At 33.6% G+C, this 19,163-nt stretch carries 18 protein-coding genes; 16 read left to right on the forward strand and 2 right to left on the reverse strand.

All coding sequences use genetic code 11. The annotated features are described in order from the left end of the window. Positions 1-92 precede the first annotated feature (92 nt). Positions 93-953, reverse strand: a complete 861-nt coding sequence (locus AA81_RS08570; protein ID WP_103898792.1) for a hypothetical protein — start codon at positions 951-953, stop codon at positions 93-95. Positions 954-956: 3 nt separating this feature from the next. After that, positions 957-2,060: an FtsW/RodA/SpoVE family cell cycle protein gene (locus tag AA81_RS08575; protein WP_169926376.1), complete on the reverse strand. Its 1,104-nt coding sequence runs from the start codon at positions 2,058-2,060 to the stop codon at positions 957-959. A gap of 438 nt (positions 2,061-2,498) precedes the next feature. Here AA81_RS08575 and AA81_RS08580 point away from each other — a divergent pair, with 438 nt between their 5' ends. The 16 genes from AA81_RS08580 (at position 2,499) to metK (ending at position 19,096) form a co-directional block, all read left to right on the forward strand. Continuing rightward, positions 2,499-3,233: a biotin--[acetyl-CoA-carboxylase] ligase gene (locus tag AA81_RS08580; RefSeq protein ID WP_245857228.1), complete on the forward strand. Its 735-nt coding sequence runs from the start codon at positions 2,499-2,501 to the stop codon at positions 3,231-3,233. 193 nt (positions 3,234-3,426) lie between these two features. Further along, entirely contained in the window at positions 3,427-3,939 is a 513-nt protein-coding gene (hpt, locus tag AA81_RS08585; protein WP_103079525.1) for a hypoxanthine phosphoribosyltransferase, read from the forward strand. Positions 3,940-3,954: 15 nt separating this feature from the next. After that, positions 3,955-4,782: a purine-nucleoside phosphorylase gene (locus AA81_RS08590; protein WP_103079526.1), complete on the forward strand. Its 828-nt coding sequence runs from the start codon at positions 3,955-3,957 to the stop codon at positions 4,780-4,782. An 11-nt stretch (positions 4,783-4,793) separates the two neighbouring features. After that, entirely contained in the window at positions 4,794-5,807 is a 1,014-nt protein-coding gene (locus AA81_RS08595; protein WP_103079527.1) for a lytic transglycosylase domain-containing protein, read from the forward strand. Positions 5,808-5,833: 26 nt separating this feature from the next. Continuing rightward, positions 5,834-7,384, forward strand: a complete 1,551-nt coding sequence (fliF, locus tag AA81_RS08600; RefSeq protein ID WP_103079528.1) for a flagellar basal-body MS-ring/collar protein FliF — start codon at positions 5,834-5,836, stop codon at positions 7,382-7,384. A 22-nt stretch (positions 7,385-7,406) separates the two neighbouring features. Continuing rightward, complete coding sequence (fliG, locus tag AA81_RS08605) at positions 7,407-8,423, forward strand: flagellar motor switch protein FliG (RefSeq protein WP_103079529.1); 1,017 nt, start codon at positions 7,407-7,409, stop codon at positions 8,421-8,423. Continuing rightward, positions 8,416-9,114 (forward strand): hypothetical protein, encoded by a 699-nt coding sequence (locus AA81_RS08610; protein ID WP_103079530.1) that lies wholly within the window; start codon positions 8,416-8,418, stop codon positions 9,112-9,114. The genes fliG and AA81_RS08610 overlap by 8 nt, the downstream gene beginning before the upstream one ends. Beyond that, positions 9,101-10,429: a FliI/YscN family ATPase gene (locus tag AA81_RS08615; protein WP_103079531.1), complete on the forward strand. Its 1,329-nt coding sequence runs from the start codon at positions 9,101-9,103 to the stop codon at positions 10,427-10,429. Before AA81_RS08610 ends, AA81_RS08615 begins: the two co-directional genes overlap by 14 nt. 130 nt (positions 10,430-10,559) lie before the next feature. Next, positions 10,560-11,921 (forward strand): carbohydrate ABC transporter permease, encoded by a 1,362-nt coding sequence (locus AA81_RS08620; protein ID WP_103079532.1) that lies wholly within the window; start codon positions 10,560-10,562, stop codon positions 11,919-11,921. A 15-nt stretch (positions 11,922-11,936) separates the two neighbouring features. After that, positions 11,937-14,168 (forward strand): carbohydrate ABC transporter permease, encoded by a 2,232-nt coding sequence (locus AA81_RS14410; protein ID WP_211286521.1) that lies wholly within the window; start codon positions 11,937-11,939, stop codon positions 14,166-14,168. Between the two features lie 21 nt (positions 14,169-14,189). Then, positions 14,190-14,531: a hypothetical protein gene (locus tag AA81_RS08630; RefSeq protein ID WP_103079533.1), complete on the forward strand. Its 342-nt coding sequence runs from the start codon at positions 14,190-14,192 to the stop codon at positions 14,529-14,531. Beyond that, positions 14,488-15,258 (forward strand): class I SAM-dependent methyltransferase, encoded by a 771-nt coding sequence (locus tag AA81_RS08635; RefSeq protein ID WP_103079534.1) that lies wholly within the window; start codon positions 14,488-14,490, stop codon positions 15,256-15,258. Before AA81_RS08630 ends, AA81_RS08635 begins: the two co-directional genes overlap by 44 nt. Beyond that, positions 15,255-16,166, forward strand: coding sequence for a tRNA (adenosine(37)-N6)-dimethylallyltransferase MiaA (miaA, locus tag AA81_RS08640; protein ID WP_103898793.1), 912 nt, complete (start codon positions 15,255-15,257; stop codon positions 16,164-16,166). The genes AA81_RS08635 and miaA overlap by 4 nt, the downstream gene beginning before the upstream one ends. Before the next feature lie 253 nt (positions 16,167-16,419). After that, the gene (gene hfq / locus AA81_RS08645) at positions 16,420-16,662 is read left to right on the forward strand and encodes an RNA chaperone Hfq (RefSeq protein ID WP_103079536.1); all 243 of its coding nucleotides are present in this window, start codon (positions 16,420-16,422) and stop codon (positions 16,660-16,662) included. A 94-nt stretch (positions 16,663-16,756) separates the two neighbouring features. Further along, positions 16,757-17,740, forward strand: a complete 984-nt coding sequence (locus tag AA81_RS08650; protein WP_169926377.1) for a M23 family metallopeptidase — start codon at positions 16,757-16,759, stop codon at positions 17,738-17,740. 159 nt (positions 17,741-17,899) lie between these two features. After that, complete coding sequence (gene metK / locus AA81_RS08655; RefSeq protein ID WP_146050370.1) at positions 17,900-19,096, forward strand: methionine adenosyltransferase; 1,197 nt, start codon at positions 17,900-17,902, stop codon at positions 19,094-19,096. Positions 19,097-19,163 lie beyond the last annotated feature (67 nt).

Here is a 19,163-nt window from a genome sequence, read left to right on the forward strand (position 1 = left end):
CAAAGAATTTTGGTAGCTCTTTTCTCATCTGGCATCACTCCTTGTGTATTTTTGTGTTTTCTTACATGATACCAGATTATTTAATCATTTGTTCATGTTTCATTTTTTCTACCCACACTTTTTGGAAGAGAACCGTTTTTAAACGATTGTAAAAACAATTTCCCCGTTAAAGGAGATGGGAGAGATACTTTTTCTATTTCGCTTCCAAAATGTTCTATTATCGTTTTAACTTTACTGTAAAGCAAATAGAGAGACACATCCCCTTCTTTTGCATTTAAAGTAAGACTGAATTTACCGTTTTGTTTTCTTTCTAAAAATACACTAGCAGGTAAACTCAAGCTTATTTCTTGCTTTATTTGTTCGGCTAACCACCTGTCTAAGGTGTTAATATGAAATTCCAAAGATATTAGAAAATCTCTGACCCCCATAATAGTTGCTCCAGCAGTGGGATGTGGGTGATTTGGGCCAAAATCTGGTTCCCATTCAGGAAAAGACATTTTTTTAGTTAAGAATTCAAATTCACCTTTTCGCAAGGTGTTAATATTTCTACGGTATTCGTTTCTGGCGGATTTTTCGTATAGATATATAGGCAATTCAAAACTTTCAGAGATTTTTTTTGCTAATCTTTTTACAAGATTATCCGCCTCATCAAAGGTCGTTGATATTAATGGAACAATTGGGATAACATCTACAGCACCTATTCTTGGATGATACCCACTATGGTTTCTGAGATCTATATTTTCCACACATATTTTAACCATTTCGAATAAGAAAGTCTCTATTTGGTTTAATTCACCTACAACACTGATGAAGCTTCTATTGAAGTATTCATCGCTTTTACAAGAAATAAACCAAATCTTATCAAAATTCTCAGAAAGGTCTTTGATTCGGTTGATTAATTCTTTGTTTTTCCCTTCACTGATGTTTGGTAGAGTTTCTACGATTTTCATCATTGTTCACCTCGTAATGTTTTTTTCTATCATTAAACCTTTTGTTGCAATCCCTAATATTATAGAAAAAGTAACAAAAGAAGAACCACCATTTGATATCAGAGGCAGAGGAATGCCTGTAACTGGTAACATACCTAGATTCATTCCAATATTTTGAAAAATATGGAAAAAGAACAAAAATGCAGATCCAACATAAAAATACTTCCAAAATAGGTCATCGCTTTTTTTGTATCCTTCGTATAGTCTCCAAAGTATTGCCGAATAAAGTATTAGAATAAAACTTACCCCCAGAAATCCAAACTCTTCTCCGATAACGGAAAATATAAAATCCGTATGACTTTCAGGTACGAATCCACTCAAATTCATGTATCCATTCATGTATCCTTCTCCTAACAAACCACCAGAACCTATAGCTTTTATCGCTTGTGCGGTGTTATAATAATAACTTAGAGAGTAGGTTTGAGGAAAGAGAAATCCTATTATTCTCCCTTTTTGGTATTCTTGGAGGTTGTAAAAAATTATGGGACTGCCAATCAAAGCTAATCCTAAAGAATACTGCCATAATTTTTCGAACCTTCCTGAAATGAAAACTAGAACAAACCATGTAAATAATACGATAATCGAAGTGCTAAAATCCGGTTCTTTGTATATTAACCCTGCAGATAAAAAAATCATTATTGATGCAAAATAAAACTTTTTATTATCATTTTGAGAAAGAACATAACTAAGATATAATAATAATACCAGCTTAAATATTTCAGATGGTTGAAAACCTACAGGACCCAGCCTTATCCATCTTTTAGCCCCACTAACTGGTGTGGTGAACAGTACCAAAACCAAGGCAAAAATTACTAAATAAAATAAAATAGGAGTATATTTCTTAATAAACCTTTCTGGGATAAAGATGCTGATGGCAAAAAAAGAGATCCCTATAATAATCCACATTAATTGTTGATTTTCTATTCCCTCTAAAGGACTATTGATTACAGCGCTTTTAACGGATAAAAATCCAACAAATGCCAACAATATGTAAGCGATAACGAGGATAATCTCTATTTTTTTTATGCGTTCTTTTCTTTCACCTATTAAATTTGTAATAAAAGAATTCACTAAAAATATCTCCTTTTACAAATTTCGATAAGAGTTTGCCTTTTATCAACAATATATTATATCATATTGATATACAAAAGATTAAACAACGCGTTTCTAAAGATAGAGAATGGGTGGTGAGCGGAGTAGAACTTACTCCTTTTTCCTTATGGGTGGGGAGGGTTTGCTGTAGTATGCGAACTATGTTTTTTTGCAGCTTTGTGCAAAATGGTTCTTTATAATGCTTTAGAAACAATTTCCAAATTCTCATTTGCGAAGCAAATGATGTTACGCGAATTTGGGGCTTTTAAGGGGCTTGCCCTTTTGTAGCCTTATACAAAAAGCTTTTTTGCAATAAACTATGATTTTGAACTTGGGGATATTAAGGGGTTTACCCCTTAATGTTTGGCGAAGGGGCGCTATCTAAAGAGTTTTTAAGAGGAGGAAAAGTCTGCTAAAATGATAGGTGATAATTTGATTCTTTTGGATAAAGTAGATTCAACAAACAACTACATCAAAAAACACTGGCGTGAACTGCCATCAGAAACTGTTGTTTGGGCTTTAGAACAAACAGAAGGTTACGGAAGGAAAAACAGTAGGTGGTATTCTCCTTTGGGGGGGTTGTGGTTTTCGGTGTTATTCAAACCCCGTAAAAGACCTTTGATCCCATATTATTATTTGAGAATGTACTCTTTGGTAATTTATAATGTCTTGAAAAAAAAATACAAGTTGAACCCCATCATTAAATGGCCTAACGATATTTTGATAAATTCTAAAAAGGTGTGTGGAATTTTAGGAGAGAGTGTTTATAATGGCGGTTCACCTAGTTGCGTTATAGTGGGAGTAGGAATAAACGTTAACAACGAATTACGTGAAGAAATCTCCAATAGCTCGATTGCTTTAAAAGATGTTGTTGGGAAGGAAATTCCATTGAGAAAACTTTTGAATGAATTGAACCATGTTGCTTACCATTCATATTATCTAAAATACTTCAAACCCAAAGCAATTTCAGCCATCACAAAAATGTGGTTAAATCATTTGAATGTGAAAGTAGGAGATAAGGTCCAAGTATCAACTGAAAATAATGGAAGTATTTATGGTATAGTAAACGATATCCAGTCAGATTATTTGGAAATAATGGACGATAACGGGGAGCTAAGAAAAATAAACTCTGGCGAATTAATTGTGATATAATCTTTAAGTAATGAAGCAAATGGCCTTTACTTGTGATACAATATATTTGTTGAATTTAGATCCATAAAATAACTCCTAATAACATAATAACTTATAATATTTCTGAGAATGAATTTTTTTGGGGAAGTTTTGATTTTTAAAAGAATTAAGAATATAAAGAGAGTAATTTTTTATTTCTATGGGGAGGTATATAATGTCGCTAAAAGTGCTTATTTCAGAGGAAGAAATACAAAAAAAGGTTGAGGATTTGGCTAAGCAAATAGATGATTATTATAAAAATATAACGGATGAAATTGTCGCCGTATGTGTCTTAAAAGGATCCGTTAATTTCTTTAGCGATTTGGTAAAAAAGATACAGTTGAACGTTAATTATAATTTCATACAGGTATCTAGTTACTCCGGGGATATAACCACTGGAAAAGTAAAAGTAAAAAGTTGGCTAGATGAGCCTCTCGAAAATAAGCATGTTTTAATAGTTGAAGATATTGTGGATACTGGAAATACGTTAAAATATATAGTAAAATATTTAGAGAGGCAAAATCCCTCCTCTTTAGAAATTACATCAATAGTTTTAAAAACGATTCATGAACACGGAATTCAAGTAAGATTTCCTGGATTTGAAATCGGAGATAAATTTATAGTAGGATACGGATTGGATTACAACGAAAAATATAGAAATTTACCGTACATTGGCTATATAGAATAAGGAGGCTAATATTACATGGACATTGAACAATACGTATCAAAAGTGAGAGAAGCAGCTAAGTATATTCAAGAAAAGACCATGAAAAAGCCCAGCATTGCGATCATTTTGGGGTCTGGATTAGGGAAAATTTCTCAAAATTTAGAAGAAACTCTTTCAATTCCTTATTCTGATATTCCAAACTTCCCAAGCTCTACCGCTCCGGGCCATAAAGGGGAATTGATGATAGGGAGTTTGAAGGGCAAAGATACATTACTTATGAATGGAAGATTTCATTACTACGAAGGATACACTATGAAAGAGGTTACCTTTCCAATTCGTGTAATGCAAGAATTAGGTATTGAAACTCTCATATTGACTAATGCAGCGGGAACGTTAAACCCCGATTTTGAAGTTGGTGTACCGTGTATAATTACAGATCATATCAATTTTTTTGGTGACAATCCGCTGATTGGACCAAATTTCGATGATTGGGGTCCTAGATTCCCTGATATGACGGAAGTTTACTCGAAGTCTTTGGTTCAAGAAGCCTTTAAATCCGCTAAGAAACTTAACATTAAAGTATATTCTGGTGTCTATTTAGGTTTAAGTGGCCCCACATTCGAGACACCAGCTGAAATGGCTATGATGAGAAATTTTGGCGCTGATTTGGTAGGTATGTCGACCGTACCAGAAGCTATTGTTGCAAAACATGCTGGTATGGAGATTTTAGGTATCACCGCTATAACAGATAAAGCTGTTCCTGAGGAACTGAAAGAAGTTAGTGCAGAAGAAGTTTTGAAGATTGCAGAAAAAACAGGTGAAAGTATAGCAGATATCATCATGGACCTAATAGATATCTTTTAGAAGGTGTTTTTTTGAAGGCTTTTGTTGGGTTGGCAATTTTTATATTTCTGCCAATTTTATTCTTTTCTTATTATGAAGTTTACGATTACTTGTTTATGAAACCGAATACTTATTTTGAATACAATTCAAATTCCACAGGAGAGTTTGGAGTGGAATTTTATACTATTAACAAATATCCAATAATGGACTCAAATAAATTGTTAGAAAGTGTGTGGTCCCAACCGCGAACATTGATAGGTGGGCAAATGGTGGTAGAATCGTCTAATTACACGCATGCTATTTCGTCTTCTAAAGCGATGGGACTACTTCAATTGAAAAATCCAACGGGGGTCGATTTACACGTTTATAATTTATTTGATCCATATGACAATCTAAAAGGTGCCTTAGAATACCATGGTTATCTTCGGCGGCTTTTTGATGATGAAAGGTTGCAGATTATAGCATACCATGATGGACCTACCGCAGTTATGTCTGGAAGGGTATCTTCTGCTGGTGAAGCATACTATGAGAAGGTAAAAAGAGCGCAACTAAATTATTCTAACACAAAAATATATTCTCCTTATTTTATAGGAGGTAGAGTGTCTTATTTCCCAGAAGATAAAATATCTACGGAATTTAAAGGTGGATTTGCTTATAGGAAAGTTGAGATATACGGGAATGTTGGTTTAGAATTTCCTTTAGAACAAATACTAGAATTAGATTCCATAGACATCCAAACAGATTATGGCTATACCTTTTTCTACGTACCTAGAACGAATTTTGGTTTTGGCATAAAAGGTAAAACCGTTCCAGAAGATATTGTTTTGCGCGTTGGTTTACCGTGGCAAAACTTTATTCTTAAAGGGCCAGAAAATCCTGAGTTAATTTATAAACACGAATTAACGAATAATTGGACCTCGAAAGTATTAATAAATTCTGACAATTTACTGCTTTCCAGTTATTTTTCAATTTACAACTTAGACCTTTTCGTGGGGTACGAAGTTTATGAAACTTCTATAAATCTAGGTTTTAGATTAGCCTTTTAAAAAAGTTCTCAGGAAGGGATGTCTTTATGGAAAAGTATTTGCAACAATTAAGAGACTGGTGGAAAAATCTAGATAAAAGCAAAAAACGAAACTATATAGTTTTGTTAATTTCTATCATTGTGTTGATAGTATTCTTTTCAATATTGCTTTCAAGAAAAAATTATGAGTTTTTTATCGGAGGTTTGGATCAAGCAAATGCGGGTAATATTGTAACAAGGTTGGAAGAAATGGGTATAGAATACAAAGTAGATGATTTTGGTAATATTTACGTTGCGAATCAGAATGTAGCGGAGTTGAGAATGAAATTAGCCAGTGAAGGTTCATTGGGCTACAATCTTCAAGGTTATGAACTTCTTCAAAACCAAGGCTTTGGAGCTACCAGTTACGATAAGCAGGTCAACTATCAGATCGCTTTGGAAGGCGAATTATCTAGAAGTATAGCTTCTATGGAACCGGTACAAAGTGCCCGCGTTCATTTAGTTATTCCTCCAAGAACTTACTACCAAGTTGGTGAAAGCCCAAAACCATCTGCATCTGTTTTGTTAGTATTGAATCCTGGAATGAGTGTATCCTCAAACCAAATTAAGGGAATAATTAATTTAGTAGCCGGGGCTGTAGCTGGGTTGCAACCAGAGAATGTAAAAGTAGTAGATAATTTTTCTAACGATTTGAGTGCTCAGGTTGCCGTGGGAGAAGATATCAGTAGTGCTGATACTAAATTTCAGCTAAAAGCCGAGATAGAAAAATATTATAAGCAAAAAGTAGAAAGCGGTTTACAATCAGTCTTTGGTTTAGGGAATGTTGTTGTTGTTCCTGAGATAGAATTAAATTGGCAAAAATTAGAAGAAGAACAAAGAAAAGTCGAACCGGTTGTGGATGAAAATGGAATAATTTTAAGCCAACAGACTAAGACCGAACAAAGTAGTTCTTCTCCTTCTTCTGGCGGGGTACCTGGTGTTGATTCCAACATTCCCCCCTATACTTATCAAACGCCTACGAGTACAGGAAATTATTACAGCAGCTCAGATGTGATAACCAACTACGATGTAAATGAGATTTATAAAAAGACTATTGAAGATAAAAACGGAGAAATATCCAATAAAAGCATAACACTTTTTATCGATTTTCAAAACAGTAAAGTTGAAGATAATCAAGAGTTGAGGTCTCAAATTAAAACAGCCATTGCAACAGCCGTTGGTGCACCTGAAGATAATATTTCTTTAGTTGATATACAGTTCAATAGGGATTTGGAAGCGATGAGGGCGGATATTGAATATCAATTACAACAGAGAAGACAAAGAATTACGAATATTGTAATTGCTATAATTGTGATCGCATTCCTAATGATGCTTGTCATCCTAATTGCTAGAGCTCGTAGAGCCAGAAAGGCCTCGCAACTCGTCGAAGAAAGAAAGCGACAGTTAGAGTCCAGAGTTGAAGAAGCGATGAAAGAAAGAGGCGTTGAGGTTGAAGAAGTTTCACCCGAACAAGAGAGATTAAGAGAGATTACAACTTTGGCGGAAAATAATCCCGATGAGGTTGCAGATATCATTAAATCTTGGCTTAAAACTCGTTAAATGTTAAAAGGAGTTGTTTTAAATGGCTGAAAAGAGTAAAGAATTAGATGGTTTAAAAAAATCTGCAATATTGTTAGTACTATTGGGGCCTGAGAGAGCAAGTAAAATCTTAAAAAAGTTGGATGAAGAAGAAGTAGAACAATTAACTTTAGAAATAGCAAATTTGGAAAAAATTGATGAAAAAACAAAAAAAACGGTTATGGACGAATTTGGAGAATACATAAAGGCAAAAGATTATATCAACACCGGTGGTGTTGAATATGCAAGAAACCTTCTCGAAAAAACTTTTGGACCAGAAAAAGCCATAGATATAATAGATAGATTGGTGTCAAATTTGCAGGTAAAACCTTTTGAATTTTTAAGAAAAGTGGATGTGTCACAGATGGTTAATGTGTTACAAAACGAACATCCACAGACGGTTGCCCTTATCTTATGTTATCTTCCACCTCAAGCCGCTTCTCAAGTTATTTCTGAACTACCTGAATCTTTACAATTAGACGTGATAAAAAGAATTTCCACTATGGATTCTGCCAACCCGGATATTGTAAAAGAGATAGAAAGTAGGTTAAAGGATCGTCTTTCTGCTTTCACCGTTCAAACTTTTTCTCAGGTTGGTGGGATAGATATTACCGCGGAAATAATGAATAACATCGATAGGGCGGTCAGTAATAATATATTTGAAAAGCTTTCAGAAAGAGACCCAAAGCTGTCGGATGAAATTAGGAGAAGAATGTTTGTTTTTGAAGATATTGTCAAGTTGGACGATAGATCTATACAAAGAATACTTCGTGAAGTAGATAGTAAGGATTTAACAATGGCTTTAAAAGGTTCTAGCGAAGAAGTTAAAAATGTCATTTTTAAAAACATGTCTAAAAGGGCTTCACAGATTATAAAAGAAGAATTAGATTTTATGGGACCTGTTAGAGTTAGGGATGTAGATGAAGCACAACAAAGAATCATCAATGTAATCAGAAAACTTGAAGAGTCTGGTGAGATTATTATAGCTGGTGGCGGGGCAGGTGAAGAATTGATTGAATAAAAGAATTGTAAATAATAAATTTGTTGTTTTAGATAAAGCCTTTGAATTATCTGTAGAAGAAATAGAGCAAGTACAATATGAAGAAAGTAAAAGAGAAAAAGATAAATTAAAAGAGCAGATCGAGTCAGATGCTCAAAAAGAAGCTCAAAAGATAATTGAAAACGCTAAAATTACCAGCCAAAAAATAATTGAAAATGCAGAATTAGAAGCTAAAAAATTAAGAGAAGAGCAAGGTAAATATATGGAAGAGAGGAAAAAGACCCTTGAAGAAGAGCTTAAAAAGGTTAGCACTCAAATTCAAAGGATATCAAAAGAGTATGATATTTATATCAAAGAGTTGTCACAGCAAAGTTTAATTTTCTGCGAAAACACTATCAAGGCTGTCGTCGAAAGATATTTTAAAGAAAAGATTGACTTCCCTCAGTGGGTAGAAATTATTTTTCAAAATTTAGAAAAGAAACTTTCCTCCTTACAAAATTCCAAAATTAAACTGAGTCCTTCTTTTAATAAAGAATTTGCCGATTTAATAAGGGAAAAGTTTTCTGACTTTTTTTACATAGTAGAAGATCCTTCTTTGAAAGATAACCAAATAGTTTTGGAAACAGATCAAGGAATTTTCGATCTAACTCCTCAAACATTTTTTGAAGATATTTTGAACATGTTGGAGGAAGCTTTAAATGGAAAGAAATAATTTTTCCTCTTCTTTAGCTTATTTTACTGATAAATTACAAAACAGGCCTTTATTTGAGCTGGAAGGTAAAATTAGTAGGATAATAGGTGTTACTATTGAATCAATTGGCCCCAGTGTTGCTTTAGGTGATCTATGTAGAATAAAATTGAAAGATGGTTCCAAGATTTTTGCAGAGACCGTAGGTTTTTCTGATAATAGAGTTTTGTTGATGCCGTTAGAGGATGTCAGTGGAATCTATGTTGGGGCGCCGGTGGAAAGAGTAGATAGTAAAATCAACGTGAAAATTAGCTCAGAACTCTTAGGACACGTGTTGGATGGTTTGGGAAGATCATTGGATGGTTCAAAAATAAAGAGTTATGAAAATAAAAGTATATATAGAGCTGCGCCTAACCCACTTTTAAGAAACAGGATTAAAGAGCCTTTATCTGTAGGGGTAAAGGCGATTGATGCCTTTTTAACTCTTGGTAAAGGTCAAAGAATTGGAATAATGTCAGGAAGTGGCGTAGGAAAAAGTACCTTACTGGGCATGATTGCCAGAAATACGGAAGCAGATATAAACGTTATTGGGTTGATAGGAGAAAGAGGAAGAGAAGTTAAAGATTTTATTGAAAAAGATCTTGGGGAGGATGGACTAAAAAAATCTGTTTTGATAGTTTCAACTTCAGATTCACCTGCTTTACTCAGAGTAAAAGCTCTTTACACAGCCACCACTATCGCAGAGTATTTTAGAGATTTAGGTTACAATGTTTTAATGATGGTGGATTCAATCACTAGATGGGCTATGGCTCAGAGAGAGATAGGACTTTCTATTGGCGAACCACCAACCACCAGAGGATACACACCGAGCGTCTTTGCAAATATGCCAAAAATTTTAGAAAGAGCTGGAAACTCTGAGAAAGGAAGTATGACTGCAATCTATACAGTATTGGTTGAAGCCGATGATATGAACGATCCAATTGGTGACGCTGTAAGAAGTATAGTCGATGGTCATATCGTTCTTTCAAGAAGCCTCGCAGATTCTTCGCATTATCCCCCGATAGATATCCTTTCCAGTGTAAGTAGGTTGATGAAAGAAGTAGTAGATGAAAAGCACCTTAAAGCAGCTTTGTTTGTTAAAGATATTTACGCTAGTTATATAAATTCCAAGGATTTAATCGAAGTTGGTGCGTATAAGAAGGGGAGTAATAAAAAAGTAGACATAGCTTTGGAAGAAATAGAAAATATAAATAGTTTTTTAACACAGAGAATCGAAGAAAAAGCCCCTTTCGAACAAACGTTGAAAAAGTTATTTGAAATATACCAAAAGTACAACTAGGGGGCGGAGAGTAGGGTAAATAGACAAAGACTCCTTTATCCTTATGGGTGGGCTGCGGGGCGAAGGGGCGCTATAGACAAGGTTTTAGAGTTTCTAAAGGAAATAACTAAATAGCGGGAGGCAGAAAATATTGTTAAAAGCTGAATACGCCATCATCTTTTATGTTTTATTGATCGTCTTTTCCTTGCTTTTAGTCAGAATGTTATCAAAAAAATATTTAGAACCTGCTAAATACAGGAAAGTTAAAGAAAGTATTTCAGCCTATTTGTATCTATTACCATCATTTGTTGTTTTAGGGATTTTTGTTTTTTGGCCTATTTTTTATTCCTTTTATCTGAGCTTTTTTAAGTGGGATTTTCAAAATCAAGATAATCCGTTATTCATTGGGCTTCAAAATTATATAGATTTATTTAAATTGAACCAACCTGTGAATATTACTCTCAATGAAACATTTTTCAATACACTTCTAATCTTTATGACTGCTATTTTTATCATTCATTTAATCTTTGATCTAAAAAAGGTAAAGACTCCTCGTCAAAAATATTTAATTATTTCTATGAGTATGTTAGGAATACTTTCTTTGTTAACTACTAATTTAATACAGTATCTTAATATAATAAGTGCTTTAGTTCTTGTTGTTGTTTACACTATTTTATTATCTTTGCACTTTTTAGATCAAATGTCCAATAAAATTTTTCTTCGGATAATTATGTTCATCGTATTATGGATAGCGTTTTACTCTTTGGGAGTGCCTGAAATTATTAGGTTTTTGAGTTTGGCAAAGGAACAGTCGTTATTCATCAAAGCGATATGGAATACCACTTATTATGTTCTACTTTCCACGCCTATAACTATTCTGTTTGCCTTGTTAATAGCCTTATTATTGAATAGAAAATTATATGGTAAAACTATTTTTAGAACGGTTTATTTTATTCCCTTTGTTACAAGTGTTGTGGCAATTTCTCTAGTATGGCAATGGATATTCAATGACAATGGTTTATTAAATTATATTTTAACTCAAATGGGTTTTTCAAAAGTTCCATGGTTGAAAGATCAGAAGTTTACGATTCCTACCGTTGCCATAATATCTATATGGAAGATGGTAGGATATTACGCAATAATCTTTTTGGCGGGTCTGCAAAATATAGATAAAACTTACTACGAAGCTGCTGAAGTGGATGGAGCCACACCTTTTCAAAAATTTCAGTTTATAACCTTACCCTTATTATCTCCTACAACTTTTTTTATAATCATAGTTGCAATGATCGGAGCATTTAAAGTTTTCGATGAGATTTTTATCCTCTATGTAGGTATGCCTGGACCTTACAACAACAGTGGAATGACCATGGTTTACTACGTGTTTGATATGTTCTATGTTCAACAAAGGATGGGAAGAGCTAGTGCTGCTGCTTACGTGCTTTTTGGAATTATTCTATTGTTTACAATTCTTCAGATGAGAAGTAGCAGAAGTAGAATACACTACGAATCCTAAGGGAGGAAATTATACTTGAATTATACAAAGTTTATAAAAACACTTTGGACTTTGATAGTTTATTTACTGTTAGCAGGAGGCGCGATAGTTATGCTCTTGCCTTTTGCGTGGATGATAATGACTTCTTTGAAAACAAGCAGCGAAATCAACTTATGGCCTCCAACATGGACAACAAAAAATTTTCAGAATGAATGGGATTTAAATTTAAAATTAACTCCCTCAAAACCTTCCCCAAGGACAGGCTTAAGTTTAGCTGAATTTAGAACTTTATCAACCCAAGAAAGCTACAATCCTTACAAATTGGTCTATGAAATAGATGGGGACTTTGTAAGGCGAGGAAGGGTACAACTCTCTTTTGACGAGATCGATTATACAGAGCAAGCAAGTGTCGAGTATATGATGTCTGATATCTACGATTATATTTCAAATATTGAATTAAGAGAAGATTTATCGAGCTTATTTGTTATAGAAGATTATTCCCTTGAAACTTTTGAAAGTATTTATTTTGCTCTTTTTTCCCAAGAAGATGGCTATTTTAAACAGACTACTACGATAAGAAGGATACAACAAAGTATAAGCAAAGTTCAGAATTTTATAGATATAACCCTCCAAAGAAATATCAATATCTTACCGTATTTTAGAACGAACCCGAATATGACAGAAAGTCAAATAGAAAGTATAACAAGAAGTAAAGAAATATTTTCCAATTATTTGGAAACGATAAAATCGAAAACCAATGATTTGAATTCAAAATTATCTTCCTATCCAGCAGAGTTAAGAATAATTAGTGAAAATGAGGTAGAAGAATTAATTAATCTACTCGCTGATTTTTTGTCTGAGTTTCAAACTTTTGAAGATGACATACTCTCCAACACAAATACTTTGATTCAAAGAAATATTTACGAACCCATTATGAAAGAGATCAATACTCTAACTTTCTTTATGTATTTTAACGAAAAATATGGTGAGGAACAAAATATTACATTTGAAGATGTGAACATAATATTCGACGTTCCTACTGGAGAAACAAAGTATCAAAATATCATAGACAGAATCCAAGAAACTGAATTTCCAGAATCATTTAAAAAAATTGTGATCTCATTAGCTAACGAGAAAAATATCGATAATTTGAATCAAGAAGTTGTTTCATATCTAGAGAACGATTTTGTAAATGATGTGAGTAATTCATTAATAGAAGACCCCAGAAACCTCTCAATATACACAAACATTATTAGAACGTTATCGCAGAACCAGGCTAGCTTTGATCAAGCCCAGGCAGTGCTCTCAGATTCCGATTATCGTTTTTTAATAGAAAACATTCAAGGAAAGGAAGAAGAGTTCGCAAGGATATTGGAAAAAAGGAAAGAATATGATAAAATATTAAAAGATTTCGATAGGTTTTTCCTTGATACGATTTCCAAAGTAAATATTGTAACCGCACCGCCTTTTGTTGATATGATTTTGTACAAAAATAATTCGAATGTTGAATTATACACAGTAAATGTACCATCAATTTGGTTGTTTGACGATGTTCCTTCCGGAAAAGTTGAATATTCTTTTAATCAGGTCTTGGGGAATATATTTCAAAATTATGTTGATGCATGGAACGGTGCTCCATTTTCCCGATACTATGTGAATACGGTTTTTGTTTCTCTAATAACCACCGTTTTGGAGATAATATTTGCGTCGATGGCTGCATTTGCATTTTCAAAACTTAATTTTTGGGGAAAGAATTTTATTTTTATAACTTTTTTAGCTACCATGATGATACCGGGTGAGGTTCTATTAGTACCAAATTATATAACTATTAGTAAATTTTCATGGATAGACAGTTATTATGCTTTGATCGTTCCCTGGGTGATTAGTGTTTTTGCCATTTTTTTGATCAGGCAACAGTTTATGACTGTGCCCAACGAGTTATGGGACGCTGCTAAAATAGACGGATCTTCAAGTTGGCGATTTTTATGGACCGTGATGGTACCTCTTAGTAGACCTGCAATTTTAACGGGGGCACTACTAAAATTTGTAGGGAGTTGGAACGCCTTTTTATGGGTTTTAATTGTCACCAAAAGTCCTGAAATGAGAACACTTTCAGTGGGATTACAAAATTTTAGAACTGATGCGGGAGAGATCTACAACCTTTTAATGGCAGCATCCACTTTTACTATGATTCCTATAGTAATATTGTTTATATTCTTACAAAGATATTTCATAGAAGGTATCGCAAGAACTGGGTTGAAAGGTTAAACATAAGATTCGATTTAGGAAGTGAGTGCAATCCCATTTATTGAATTAGATAGAAACAAAAGTAAGAAAAAACAATTGTTCGCTCGTAAAAAACCGAATATTTCCATCATCTTGCGACTTTTATTGTTAAGCGCTTTAATATTCATATTGGGGTTCGTCTCCTTCCAAATATATAGACAAATAGACTTATATTACAATTTAAAAGAACAGTACAATGAAATTGAAAAACGAAAAGAAGAACTGAATGATGAAATTCTAAAAAGAAATCAGATCCTTTTGGATTTAAAAAATCGATTAGCTGACAAAGGAGTTATAATAAATGGTGAAGAATTCCACCAAATGGATCTTTACAACTTCCCATAAGCCAAATAAAAAACAAATAGAAAAAGCGTTGCAATTAGCCAACAAATATGGTGGTGTGTATCTAGAAAGAAATAAGCTTAGAATGGACGAAGGGAACTTTTATTTTGTAATAGATAAGAAACTAGCCCTAAACTTTCAATGGGAGGATGGAAAATTATTTTTCCATCCTTCTGTTTCCAAAATAAGATTGAACAATTATTTAAAAAATGGAATTGATCATTTAATAAACGCTGTATCTCCACAAAAAAACGATATCATACTTGATTTAACCCTTGGCCTTGGAAGTGATGCCTTACTATTGTCGTATTTTTGTGAAAAAGTAGTAGGCTTAGAGGCTTCTTTTCCTATATATGCGGTTGTTGCAGAAAATATAACAAACTACGATTATAAAGAAAATTGGATGAAAGAAGCTTCAAAAAAGATCAAAGTTATCAATTCAGATTATAAAATTTTTCTAAACGAGCAAAAAGAAAAAAGTTATGAGATTGTTTATTGTGATCCTATGTTCGAGAATCCTCAGTACAAATCAAGCTCTATAAATCCTTTGAGGAAATTTGCTCGATACGATAAAATTACACAAGAAGATTTAGAAAAGATGGTTAAAATAGCTAGGAAAAAAGTAGTAATCAAAGCACGTTCTAACGACAGTGTGTGGGATTTGTACGACTTCGATAAAAAAATCGGAAGTAAAAAAAGTGGAGTATTTTTCGGAGTGATTGAAAAGTGAACAAAGTTTTAGTTATAGTGGGCCCTACAGCTGTTGGAAAAACAAAAGTATCCGTAGAAATAGCCAGAAGAATTAATGGAGAAATAATTTGTATGGACTCTAGACAAATTTATAGCCATCTTATAATCGGTACCGCTATGCCTGATGAAGAAACCAAACAGATGATCCCACATCATTTATTTGGCTCAATAGATCCACGAACCCATTTTACAGCTTTTGATTATAAAAAAATGGCAGAAAAAAAGATTGATGAAGTACTAAATAGAGGAAATACACCAGTTTTAGTTGGTGGGACAGGCCTATACCTTGATGCTCTGAGGAAAGGTTTTTTGAATGTAAAATCTGACTATGGTTTAAGGACTTATTTAAGAAAATTAGAAAAAAATAATCCTGGTGTATTGAGAAAGATATTGGTAGATTTGGATCCACAAAGAGCTCTAAAGATACATCCAAACGATTTAAAAAGGATCATCCGGGCCATAGAGATTTATGTTATAACAGGTATCAAAATGGGGGAGATTGTAAAAGAAAATAGGCAAAACGACAATTCTTTTGATTATCATATAATAGTACTAGATAGAGAAAGGCAAGAATTGCATGAAAGGATAAACAAAAGAGTCCATCAAATGATAAATGAAGGTCTGATAGATGAGGTACAAAATCTCTTGTCTTTAGGGTATTCTACAACTCTTAACGCTTTAAACACCATAGGTTATAAAGAAGTGATACAATATCTATATGGGAAAATCGATTTTAATGAAATGATTCACCAGATAAAAGTAAACACTCGTAACTATGCAAGAAGACAAATAATATACTTTCGTAAGATAGGATCTGCAAAATGGATTAATTTGAGTCAAACAACTCAAGAAGACGTAGTAGATCAAATATTAAGTGAATTTATTTGATGGGTCGAGGGCTGGGAAAAGCCTTATTCTGCCTTCCTTATGGATGGGAAGTGGGATGAAAGGCGCTATAGATAGTTTTATAAGTAAGATTTTGATTTTAAATGGGTCATAGGGCGAAGCCCTCCCTCACAGCTGGGCTAGGGACTGCAGGTCCCTTCCTTAGAAGGGTGGGCTGTGGGATGAAGGGGAGCTATAGCAAATTTTATATTTTCTAAAGAAAGTATATTTAATTTCTGATACGAGGGGTGATAACATGGCAGAAAAATTTAATTTACAAGACCGATTTTTGAACATTCTGAGGATTAACAAGATAGAAGTAAAAATTTATTTAGAAGGGGGATTTCAAACAAGCGGAGTGGTAAGATCTTTTGATGATTATACTGTTTTATTGGAAAAAAACGGTGAACAATCACTGGTTTATAAACATGCCATAAAAATGATGGCACCTTCAAAATATATAAAACTTTTCCAAGAACAGTCGTCTAAAGATGAGTAGAAAGAGAAAAATAAAAAACTGCCCCTAGGAAAGAAGGGGTAGTTTTCTAGTATTTTTTCAAAATAACGTTATGAGAACTATGGAGGGAATTAATTTGAAAAAAACTTTTTTGATATCTTTATACATCCTTATATTTTCTATTTTTGCCATTTCTCAGCTATTTCAGCCACCTATAAAAAACTCATACATAACCGCATCTTTTGGTGAATACAGAGATACAGGAGCTGAATCACATTTTCATTTAGGAGTAGATTTTTCTACTTTCAACAGAAAGGGAGAATCTGTTTATGCGGCCGCTGAAGGTTCTCTTTATAAGATTTGGTTAAACGATCCTCTTTACGGCAATGCAATATTTTTATACCATGAAGACTCTGATTTAGTTAGTGGATATGCCCATTTGAGTGTTTTCTCTGATAAAATATCTAAATATTCTCAATTAGTTCAAAACGAGTTTGGAAATCAAAGAATAGAAATTGTTTTTCCCAAAGGTAAAATCCCAATAAACCTAAATGAGGTTATAGCTTATTCAGGAGATACCGGGGAAGCCATAGCGCCTCACTTGCATTTTGAAGTTTTAAAGCAATCCCAAGATGATTTCACCATGTACGACCCCCTTGAGTTTTTAGAATATCATGAACAAAGGGATAAATCTTTGGAATTAATGAGAATCAGATCCAATAACAAATATTTTGAAGTTACAGAAAATGGAGAAACTGTTGTAGAATACACAGGTAACTATCCCCGGATAGACATTAGAGTACGTGAAAAATTAGGGGACAACTCCACTATTCTTCCTAAAAAAGTTTCTATGTATATCAATGATATTTTAACCTATAAAATGGATTTTAGCATAATCAAAGAGTCAGAAATATACAAAGCTGATGCTGTATTTGGATATGGTTCAACATCTTCCATATATTGGCTGAAAATGTACTCTGATGACCATTTATCTCCAATAGTTATCAATGACTTTTCAGCATTTTCTTATGAAACCTCAACGACTTTAAATGGAGAAATCGTTTTAGAAGACATATGGGGTAACGAAAAAGTTTATAAATTGAAATTCATAAAACCATAAGAAATGTTAATTTTATTTTTAAAAATTAACAGTGTATCGTTTTTCTTCACTTGAGGAAATTAATTTTTTTGGTATAATTTACCTCGTGGAATTCTAAAAATAAACTGAAATCTGACGAAAAACACTCGAAGAAATCAAGGAGGCTTAAATGTGAAAAAAATGCTCTTTACCAGTGAAAGTGTAACGGAAGGTCATCCTGATAAAATCTGTGATCAAATTTCTGATACTATACTTGATGCTATAATGGAAAAAGAACCCGAAGAAAATAAGATAAATGCCCGATGTGCTGTAGAAACTCTGGTAACAAGGGGGCTAGTTGTAGTAACAGGTGAAGTTAGAACCTCAGCATATATAGATGTTCCAACGCTTGTCAGGAATACTATTTTAGATATAGGTTATAACAGAGCTAAATTTGGATTTGATGGTGAAACATGCGCTGTAATTACTTCTATTGAAGAACAATCACCTGATATAGCTCTGGGGGTTGACAGATCGTTAGAAGTTAAATCAAGACAAGAAGAAGACCCTTTTGAAAAAATAGGAGCAGGAGATCAAGGCATTATGTTTGGATATGCGACAAACGAAACGGATGCTTATATGCCCTTGCCTATTCTCTTAGCTCACAGACTTGCCAAAAGATTGGCCGATGTTCGAAAATCGGATACATTGGATTTTTTAAGGCCAGACGGTAAAACTCAAGTAACAGTAGAGTATGATGAAAATAATCAACCACTAGGCGTAGAGACTATACTTATTTCCACCCAACATTCGCCTGATATAAAAAGACAAGAGTTAGAAGAAGCAATAAAAGAGCATGTAATAACTCCAGTCATACCGGAAAATCTTTTTACAAAAAACACAAAAATTCTTGTCAATCCAACAGGAAGATTTGTAATCGGTGGACCTCAAGCTGATACAGGACTCACCGGAAGGAAGATAATCGTTGATACATATGGTGGTTGGGCACCACACGGTGGAGGAGCTTTTTCTGGGAAGGATCCTACCAAAGTAGATAGATCCGCTACTTATATGGCCAGATATGTAGCCAAAAATTTGGTAGCAAGTGGTGCTGTAGATGAAGTTTTAATTCAACTTTCTTACGCCATTGGTGTTGCACAACCCGTTTCAATAAATATTGACACAAAAGGTACTGCAAAAGTGGATGAAGAAAAGATATATAAAGTTGTAAAAGAGATTTTTGATTTTAGACCTGCCGCTATAATTAGTAACTTAAATCTTTTACAACCTATCTACCAAAAGACTGCCGCTTACGGACATTTTGGAAGAAAAGATGTAGAATTTCCATGGGAAAGATTGGATAAAGTTAAGGAATTGAAAGCAGCATTAGGTTTGTAATTCAGTTTGCTGTAGTGTAGTATGCAAACTATGTTTTTAAATGATTTTGAATTTGGGGATCTTAAGG

Source organism: Petrotoga halophila DSM 16923, from assembly GCF_002924615.1.

Coding starts and splice junctions, on each gene's coding strand:
- fliF (WP_103079528.1), top strand. CDS start 5,834: ATGGAAAAGTATTTGCAACAATTAAGAGACTGGTGGAAAAATCTAGAT.
- AA81_RS08615 (WP_103079531.1), top strand. CDS start 9,101: ATGGAAAGAAATAATTTTTCCTCTTCTTTAGCTTATTTTACTGATAAA.
- AA81_RS08635 (WP_103079534.1), top strand. CDS start 14,488: ATGGTGAAGAATTCCACCAAATGGATCTTTACAACTTCCCATAAGCCA.
- metK (WP_146050370.1), top strand. CDS start 17,900: ATGCTCTTTACCAGTGAAAGTGTAACGGAAGGTCATCCTGATAAAATC.
- AA81_RS08580 (WP_245857228.1), top strand. CDS start 2,499: ATGATAGGTGATAATTTGATTCTTTTGGATAAAGTAGATTCAACAAAC.
- hpt (WP_103079525.1), top strand. CDS start 3,427: ATGTCGCTAAAAGTGCTTATTTCAGAGGAAGAAATACAAAAAAAGGTT.
- fliG (WP_103079529.1), top strand. CDS start 7,407: ATGGCTGAAAAGAGTAAAGAATTAGATGGTTTAAAAAAATCTGCAATA.
- AA81_RS08570 (WP_103898792.1), bottom strand. CDS start 953: ATGATGAAAATCGTAGAAACTCTACCAAACATCAGTGAAGGGAAAAAC.
- hfq (WP_103079536.1), top strand. CDS start 16,420: ATGGCAGAAAAATTTAATTTACAAGACCGATTTTTGAACATTCTGAGG.
- AA81_RS08590 (WP_103079526.1), top strand. CDS start 3,955: ATGGACATTGAACAATACGTATCAAAAGTGAGAGAAGCAGCTAAGTAT.